This is a genomic window from Phenylobacterium sp. (genome assembly GCF_031412415.1).
In the GTDB taxonomy this organism is placed as follows: Bacteria; Pseudomonadota; Alphaproteobacteria; order Caulobacterales; family Caulobacteraceae; genus Phenylobacterium.
Map to the genome: position 1 here is coordinate 1 of NZ_JANOCX010000456.1, position 7,931 is coordinate 7,931.

The window sequence follows — 7,931 nt, forward strand, 5'->3', positions numbered from 1 at the left end:
CGGCCGCGGCCGCCGCGGGCGCCGGGGCCGCCTGAGCGAAGGCCGCACTGGCGGCGGACGCGGCGATGGCGGCGACGCAGGTCGCCGCAACGAGAGCTTTGATAGTCATGAGTGGAATTAGAACCTGGTTGAGGTGGAAAACCGGAAGGTTTCGGTCTTGTCGTAGTCTTCTTTGGCCAAAACACGGCTGAAGTCGAAGCGGATCGGCCCCATAGGCGACTTCCAGAACACCGAAAGGCCGGCGGAGGCCCGCAGGGATAGGTCGTCGACGATCAACGGATCGCGCGTGCCGGCCGGGTACGGCAGGTTGGTCGCCGGGTCGATGGCGCCGGGTTGATAGTTCTTATCGACAGAGTCGAGGACCCCGAGCGTGCCGAACTCGGTGAACACCGCGGCCTTGATCCCGTACTGCTCGGGCAGGAAGGTCGGCACCGTCAGTTCGAGCGAACCGATCGCGTAGGCGCGGCCCCCCAGCGAGTCCGTGCGTCCGACGTTGGTGTCGCGTGGGCCGATACCGGCCGTCTCGAAGCCGCGGAAGTTGTTGCCGCCCTTGTAGAAGCGGTCGTTGATCCGGATCGTGTCGTCGTTCCAGCCGGCGATGTAGCCGCCCGATCCCGTGACGCTCAGGATGAAGTCCTTGGTGAAGCCGTGATAGAAGCCGGCCGTGGCCTCGGTGCGCAGATAGTTCACGTCGCCGCCGACCCCCGCCAGGTCCTGCGAGACGTCGAAACGATAGCCCCGGGTCGGATTGATCGGGTCGTTCCGGCGGTCGTACAGGTAGGTGTAGCCCACCAGCGAGGTGATGAAGCGGCCGCGCTGGGCGCACAGGGCCAGCGACACGAAGCCGCCGGCGCACAGCGAGTCGTCGATGTCGACCTCGTCGCTGCGCAGGGTGTAGCGGGTCGACATCCGTGACGCGAAGGTCAACGGGAAGGCGAAGCGGATGTTGCCGCCGATCGTGCTGGTCTCGTAGGCCGAGAACTCGGAGTAATCGAGCCGATAGGTGTAGAGGTCCACGCCCGCGCCCAGGTCGCGCCCCAGGAACCGCGGCTCGGTGAAGCCGAAGTCGATCTGCTGGCGCAGGGAGCCCACCGAAACCCGGGCCCGCACGCTCTGGCCGCGTCCGCGGAAGTTGCGCTGGGTGACGCCCAGGTCGACGACAAGCTGGTCCACCGAAGAATAGCCGGCGCTGAACGACAGTTCGCCCGTCGGCTGCTCCTCGACCTTTACCTGAAGGCCGGTGCGGTCGGGCGCCGAACCCGGCACCTCGTCGATGGTGACTTCCTTGAAGAAGCCCAGCGCGCGGATGTTGTTTCGCGACCGGTCCACCAGGGCGCGGTTGTAGGCGTCGCCTTCGACCAGGTTCAGCTCACGGCGGATGACATAGTCGAGGGTCTGGGTGTTGCCGGTGACGTCGATACGCTCGACATAGACCCGCGGCCCTTCGCGGACCTGGAACACCACGTCGACGGTGTTGTTGGCCTTGTTGGGCGTGTAGCGCGGACGCACGTCGACGGCGGCGAAGCCGGCCGCGCCGGCCGCGAAGGTCAGCGCGTCGGTCGCCTGTTCGATCCGCTCGTCCTGATACGCCTCGCCCGACCGGATCGGAACCAGCTGCTGCAGGACGTCCTTGTCCAGCTTCTGCAACTCCGTCTCGACGGTGATCTTGCCGAACCGGTACTCGACGCCCTCTTCGAGGGTGTAGGTGATAGCGAAGCCGTTCTTGTCCGGCGCCAGCTCGGCGATCGCCGAGACCACCCGGAAGTCATAGAAGCCGCGGTTGCGGTAGTGCTTGCGCAGCTGCTCCTTGTCGTACTCCAGCCGATCGGGATCGTAGTTGGCGTTGGACGAGAAGAATTTGTACCAGCTTGTCTGCTCGGTCACGACCACGTCGCGCAGGTCGTTGTCCGAGAACTCCTTGTTGCCCAGGAAGTTGACGCGCAGAACGCCGCTCTTGGGGCCTTCGTCGATCTCGAAGATCAGATCGACGCGCTTCTGGGGCAGTTCGACGATCTTCGGTGTCACGGCCGCGGAAATCCGGCCCGAGCGGCGATAGAGCTCAATGATCCGCTGAACGTCCTGCTGAACCTTGGCGCGGGTGAAGATGCCACGTGGACGTACGGTGACCTCGTCGCGGAGCTTTTCTTCCTTCAGGCCGGAATTGCCCTCGAACACCACCTTGTTGATGATCGGGTTCTCGACCACGGTCACGATCATGTCGCCGCCCTGCAGCTCGACGCGCACGTCGGCGAACAGGTCGGTGCGGAATAGGGTCTTCAGCGCCAGGTCGGCCTTGGCCGGATCGAGCGTCTCACCGGGCTGGATCGGCAGGTAGGAGAGCACGGTCGACTGCTCGATCCGCTCGTTCCCGCGCACGATGATCCGCGTGATGACGCCCGATTGCGGCGCGGAGGCCAGCGGTGGCGCGGCCGCGGGCGTCGGCGCCTGATCCTGCGCGGCGGCCATCGTCGGCACGACAACGAGCGCGGTCGAGCCCATCAAGAGGGCAAGTCCGGAGGCGAGCGCGGCGCCGTGGGCGCGGGTTCTTTGCATCGTTTAAGCCGTCAGTGGAAAGGGCGGGTCAGGAAACGCCGCCAAGGAATTTGAACACACGCAGTTGCTGCAGATCGTTCCAGGTGGCGAACAACATCAATCCCAGCAACAGCGCAAGACCCACCCGGTACCCCGCGGCCTGAACCTTCGCGGCCACAGGCCTGCGGGCCACCGCTTCGTAGGCGTAAAACAGCAGGTGACCCCCATCCAGGACAGGGACCGGCAGCAGATTCATGAAGCCGATGCTAACGGAGACGAAGGCCGCCAGTTGCAACAGATTGACGGCGCTGCCCAGCAGCATTTCACCCGTGCTCGAGGCCCCTTCGGCTCCGGCCTGGGCGACCTTTCCGGAGATTCGCGCGATTCCCAGCGGTCCGCTGAGCTGGTCGGCGGAGACCTGACCTGTGACCATGCGGCCCAGATAGTAGACCGTGGTGCGCAGCGTGCCCCAGGTTCGCTCCACGCCGCCGCCAACCGCTTCGATGGGCGAATAGCGGACGCGGATGAAGTCGCTGGGGGCCTGGGCCGGGGCGAAGCCCAGCACGCCCGTCCGGCGCTCACCGGCGATCGGGTCGGGTCGCAGACGCCATTCGGGCGTGGCGCGTAGGGTCAGGTCGCGCTCGCCGCGCCTCACCACCAGATCCATCGGCACATTGGCGCGGACCTGGATGATCGTGCTCAGCTGGTCGAAGGTCTTGATCCGCTCGCCGGCGGCCTCAAGGATCAAATCGCCGGCTTTCAGCCCCGCGCGGGCGGCCGGGCTCCCCGCCTCCACCGTACCGACCTTGGCCGGCAAGACCAGGGATCCGAAGCTCATCAGCAGGGCCGCGAACAGCACGATGGCCAGCGCGAAGTTCGCGAAGGGGCCGGCGGCCACGACGATGGCCCGCTGCCACAGCGGCTTGAAGTGGAAGTACCGGTTGACCGCCTCGGGGCCTTCACGCCGTTCGACGTCCTGGCGCAGACTGTCCAGGCTCTCCTGGTCGGGCAGGCTGGCGGCGTTCTCGTCGCCGGAGAACCGCACATAGCCGCCCAGCGGGATCCAGCCCACCCGCCACTCGACGCCGGACTTGTCGGTCCAGGCCGCCATCGCCTTGCCGAAGCCGATGGAGAAGCGATCGATGGCCACGCCGAAACTCTTGGCCGCCAGGAAATGCCCCAGCTCGTGGATCGTCACCACCAACCCCAGCACCAGCACAAACGGTACGATGAAGCTCAGTGCGGAGAGGACGAAGTCAATCACGGCGGGGGTTGCTCCTCTGAGGCCTCAACGGCCCAGGCCGGCAACGACGTCATGCGCCACCCGGCGCGCCATCGTGTCGATCTGCTGGGCGTCATGCAGGACGTCGCCGCCGGCAATGTTCAGCTGCTGTCCGGAGACGCGATCGAGGGTTTCGACGACCGTCGCCGCAATATCCAGAAACCCGATCTTGCGGTCAAGGAAGGCGGCCACGGCGACCTCGTTGGCGGCGTTCATCACCGCTGGCGCGGCCCCACCGGCCGCCAATGCTTCTTTCGCGATCTTCAAGGCGGGAAAACGGCGCAGGTCCGGTTCCTCGAAAGTTAGTTGACCTATGGCGGCCAGATCGAGCCTCGGCGCGGGCCATGGCAGACGGTCGGGCCAGGCGAAGGCGCAGGCGATCGGGGTGCGCATGTCCGGCGCGCCCAGCTGCGCCAAGGTCGAGCCGTCGGCGTATTCCACCAGGCTGTGAATGATCTGCTGGTGGTGGATCAGGACATCGACCCGGTCGCCGGACATTCCGAACAGATAGGCCGCCTCGATGATCTCGAGACCCTTGTTCATCATCGTGGCGGAATCGACCGAGATCTTCGCGCCCATGCTGAAATTCGGATGCGCGATGGCCTGTTCGGGCGTGGCGTGAGCCATCTGTTCCTGGGACCAGGGACGGAACGGTCCGCCCGACGATGTCAGGATCAGGCGAAGGACCCGCTGCGCGTTCATCGGATCCAGCACCTGGAAGATCGCCGAATGCTCCGAATCGACCGGGATCACCGCGCCGCCCGCCAGTTTGGCGGTCCGCAGCAGCGAGGGGCCCGCGCAGACCAGGCTTTCCTTGTTCGCCAGGCCGATCACGGCGCCGGCCTTGGCCGCGGCCAGGGTTGGTGCGAGGCCTGCGAAACCGACGATGGAGGACATTACCCATTGCGCGTCCGCCGACGCGGCCTCGACCACGGCGGCCTGGCCGGCGGCGGCCTTGACGCCCGAGCCGCTCAGGCGATCGCGCAGCTCTGCGAGCTTGGACTCATCCTCGACCACGGCCACCTTCGGCCGCCAGCGCAGCGCCTGCTCGGCCAGGCGCTCGACATTCCGCCCCGCCGTCAGCGCGGCGACCTCGACCTCGGCGCCGGCCTTCTCCAACAGATCCAGGGTCGAGACCCCGACCGAGCCCGTGGAGCCCAGCACACTGACACGCCTCGGCAGGCTCACGTGGCCCATCCCCAGTGATTGATGAGGCGCGCGACGGCCAGGACCACGACGGCGAACATCAGCCCGTCCACGCGGTCCAGCAGGCCGCCATGGCCCGGAATGAGGTCGCCGGAATCCTTCACGCCGAAGCGGCGCTTCAGCATTGATTCCCACAGGTCGCCGGCCATGGTCGCCAGACCCGCGATCAGGCCGATCAGGGCCCCTGCCTGCAGGCTGAGGACGATGTCACTGAAGGTGGCCATGGCCATGCCGGCCAAGGCCGCGGCGATCAAGCCGCCAACGAAGCCGGACCAGGTCTTGTTGGGCGAGAAGCGCGGCCAGAGCTTAGGGCCCTTCAGCACGCTGCCGACCGCGAACGCCGCGATGTCGGCCGTCCAGACGACCGCGAACAGCAGGAGGGTCCACTGACGGCCCTCGGGCATGCCCCGCAGCCAAACCAGGCAGATCATCGGGATGGCGAGATAGACCACGCCGTAGGCCGCGTTGCCCGGCCGCTCGGACACGCCCCGCGCCACGAGGGCCGAGGCCGCCGCGCCGATCGCCAGGGCGCCCCATGCGTAGGGCATCTGGTTGAGGTAGGCCAGGAAGGTGCCGGCCAGGATTGCGACGGTCAGCGCCGCCGACACCCGGATCGGCGCCTTGGGCGCCGTCATCGCGCCCCACTCGATGCAGAGCAGCGCGACCGCCACGGCGATCAGGACCAGGAACAGCCAGCGCACATCGTCGGCGAACCAGACGGCGCCCAGCGCCGCGGGCACCAGCACCGTGGCCGAGGCCACGCGCACGCCCAGATTGGTCCAGTCGAACCGCCTAGCCTGTGGCAAGGACATCATCAGCCACGGCCCCGCCGTATCGCCGCTCACGCTTCTGGAATTCCGCGATGCCCTCGGCGAGGTGCTGCGGCGTGAAGTCCGGCCAAAGGACGTCGGGGAACACGAACTCCGAGTAGGCCGACTCCCAGAGCAGGAAGTTCGACAGCCGCTGTTCGCCGCTGGTGCGGATCACCAGGTCGGGCGCAGGCAAGCCTCCGGTCGAAAGCCGGGCTTCGAAGACGTCGTCGGTGATGTCCTCCGGAGCGAGCCGGCCCGCAGCGGCCTCGGCGGCCAGCGCGCGGGCCGCATCGACGATGTCGGCCCGACCGCCATAGTTGAAGGCGACCTGAAGGAAGAACTTTTCGTTGTGAGCGGTCTGGCGCTCGGCACGCTCCACGATCTCGGCCACGTCGGGCGGCAGGCCCTCGCGGCGGCCCAGGATGCGAACCTTCACGCCTTCGCGCACCAGCTTCTCGAGATCGGAGTTCACGTACAGCTTCAGCAACCGCATGACCTCGGCCACTTCGCCGGCCGGCCGGCGCCAGTTCTCAGTGGAGAAGGCGTAGAGGGTCAGCCAGCGGACCCCTTGCTTCGGCGCGGCCTCGACGACCTTGCGGATGGCTTCGACGCCCTTGGGATGGCCAACCTGCCGCGGCAGGCCCCGGCGCTTGGCCCAGCGGCCGTTGCCGTCCATGACGATCGCCACGTGCAGTGCGGCGTCCAGCGCCGCCGTTGGCTGCTCTTTGTCGGCGATGGTCATGGGTTCCCGTTCGTCCTTCAACCAGACCGCGGACGATCAAACCTGCATGATCTCTTGTTCTTTGGTTTTCAAGGCTTCGTCCACCCTCTTCACCGCCTCGTCGGTGAACTTCTGGACCTCGGCTTCCATCTTCCGCTGCTCGTCCTGACTGATGGCGCCGTCCTTCTCCGCCTTCTTCAGCTCGTCGTTGGCGTCGCGTCGCACGTTGCGGATCGCCACCTTCTGATGTTCCGAATACTTCGCCGCCAGCTTGGCCAGATCCTTGCGGCGTTCCTCGGTGAGAGGGGGGACCGGGATCCGCAGGTTCTGGCCGTCCACCACGGGGTTGAAGCCAAGGCCGGAGTTGCGGATCGCCTTCTCCACCGAGACCACAAGACCTTTGTCCCAGATGCTGACGCTGATTGAGCGGGGCTCCGGCACGCTCACCGAGCCCACCTGGCTGATGGGCACGCTCGAGCCGTACGCGTCGACCATCACCTGGTCCAACAGACCAGCGGACGCCCGACCGGTGCGCAGGGAAGCGAACTCGTCTTTCAGGGCGACGATAGCCTTATCCATCCTGTCCTTGTACCGCGACAGGACGGGCTTTTCCGTAGCAGCCATGGGGTTTTCTCCCGATCTTCTCGTTTGAGTCTCGCCGTCAGGCGATGGTCGTAAAGACGCCCTGCCCCTGCAAGACCTTCATGAAATTGCCGCGCTCGCGGATGGAGAACACCACGATCGGCACGTTGTTGTCGCGCATCAGGGCGATGGCCGAGGCGTCCATCACCCGCAGGTCCTTGGCCAGCACTTCCTGATAGCTGAGGGTCTCATAGCGCTGCGCGCTCGGGTCCTTCTTGGGATCGGCGGTGTAGACGCCGTCGACGCTGGTGCCCTTGAAGAGCGCGTCGCAACCCATCTCCGCCGTGCGCAGGGCCGCTGGGGTGTCGGTGGTGAAGAACGGGGCGCCCAGGCCGGCGGCGAAGATCACCACCCTGCCCTTTTCCAGGTGCCGCAAGGCCCGGCGGCGGATGTAGGGCTCGCAGACCGCCTCCATGGGGATCGCCGACTGGACGCGGGTATAGACGCCCACCTTCTCCAGCGCGCCTTGCAGGGCGAGCGCGTTCATCACCGTGGCCAGCATGCCCATGTAGTCGGCGCTGGCCCGATCCATGCCCTTCCCGGCCAGGGACACGCCCCGGAAGATGTTGCCGCCGCCGACCACCAGGCAGAGCTCGACACCCGCGTCGACCACTTCCTTGATGTCCTCGGCCACCGCCTCGATGGTCTTGGTGTCGATCCCGAAGAGCGCATCGCCCATCAGGACCTCGCCCGACATCTTCAAGAGGATCTTCTTGTAGCGGGGTTTGGCGTCGGG

At 66.6% G+C, this 7,931-nt stretch carries 7 protein-coding genes; all 7 read right to left on the reverse strand.

Features of this window, described 5'->3' with window-relative positions:
* Positions 1-117 precede the first annotated feature (117 nt).
* The 7 genes from bamA to pyrH are packed head-to-tail and all read right to left on the reverse strand — an operon-like array spanning position 118 to position 7,904.
* Positions 118-2,553, reverse strand: coding sequence for an outer membrane protein assembly factor BamA (bamA, locus tag RMO04_RS21020; protein ID WP_309646719.1), 2,436 nt, complete (start codon positions 2,551-2,553; stop codon positions 118-120).
* 28 nt (positions 2,554-2,581) lie between these two features.
* Positions 2,582-3,796, reverse strand: a complete 1,215-nt coding sequence (rseP, locus tag RMO04_RS21025; RefSeq protein WP_309646720.1) for an RIP metalloprotease RseP — start codon at positions 3,794-3,796, stop codon at positions 2,582-2,584.
* A 24-nt stretch (positions 3,797-3,820) separates the two neighbouring features.
* Positions 3,821-5,011, reverse strand: coding sequence for a 1-deoxy-D-xylulose-5-phosphate reductoisomerase (locus RMO04_RS21030; protein WP_309646721.1), 1,191 nt, complete (start codon positions 5,009-5,011; stop codon positions 3,821-3,823).
* A complete protein-coding gene (locus tag RMO04_RS21035; protein WP_405041528.1) occupies positions 4,999-5,835 on the reverse strand; it encodes a phosphatidate cytidylyltransferase in 837 nt (278 codons plus the stop codon). Before RMO04_RS21035 ends, RMO04_RS21030 begins: the two co-directional genes overlap by 13 nt.
* Positions 5,813-6,574: an isoprenyl transferase gene (locus RMO04_RS21040; protein ID WP_309646723.1), complete on the reverse strand. Its 762-nt coding sequence runs from the start codon at positions 6,572-6,574 to the stop codon at positions 5,813-5,815. The genes RMO04_RS21035 and RMO04_RS21040 overlap by 23 nt, the downstream gene beginning before the upstream one ends.
* Before the next feature lie 36 nt (positions 6,575-6,610).
* Positions 6,611-7,177: a ribosome recycling factor gene (gene frr / locus RMO04_RS21045; protein WP_309646724.1), complete on the reverse strand. Its 567-nt coding sequence runs from the start codon at positions 7,175-7,177 to the stop codon at positions 6,611-6,613.
* Positions 7,178-7,214: 37 nt separating this feature from the next.
* The gene (gene pyrH / locus RMO04_RS21050) at positions 7,215-7,904 is read right to left on the reverse strand and encodes a UMP kinase (protein WP_309646725.1); all 690 of its coding nucleotides are present in this window, start codon (positions 7,902-7,904) and stop codon (positions 7,215-7,217) included.
* Between the last annotated feature and the right edge of the window lie 27 nt (positions 7,905-7,931).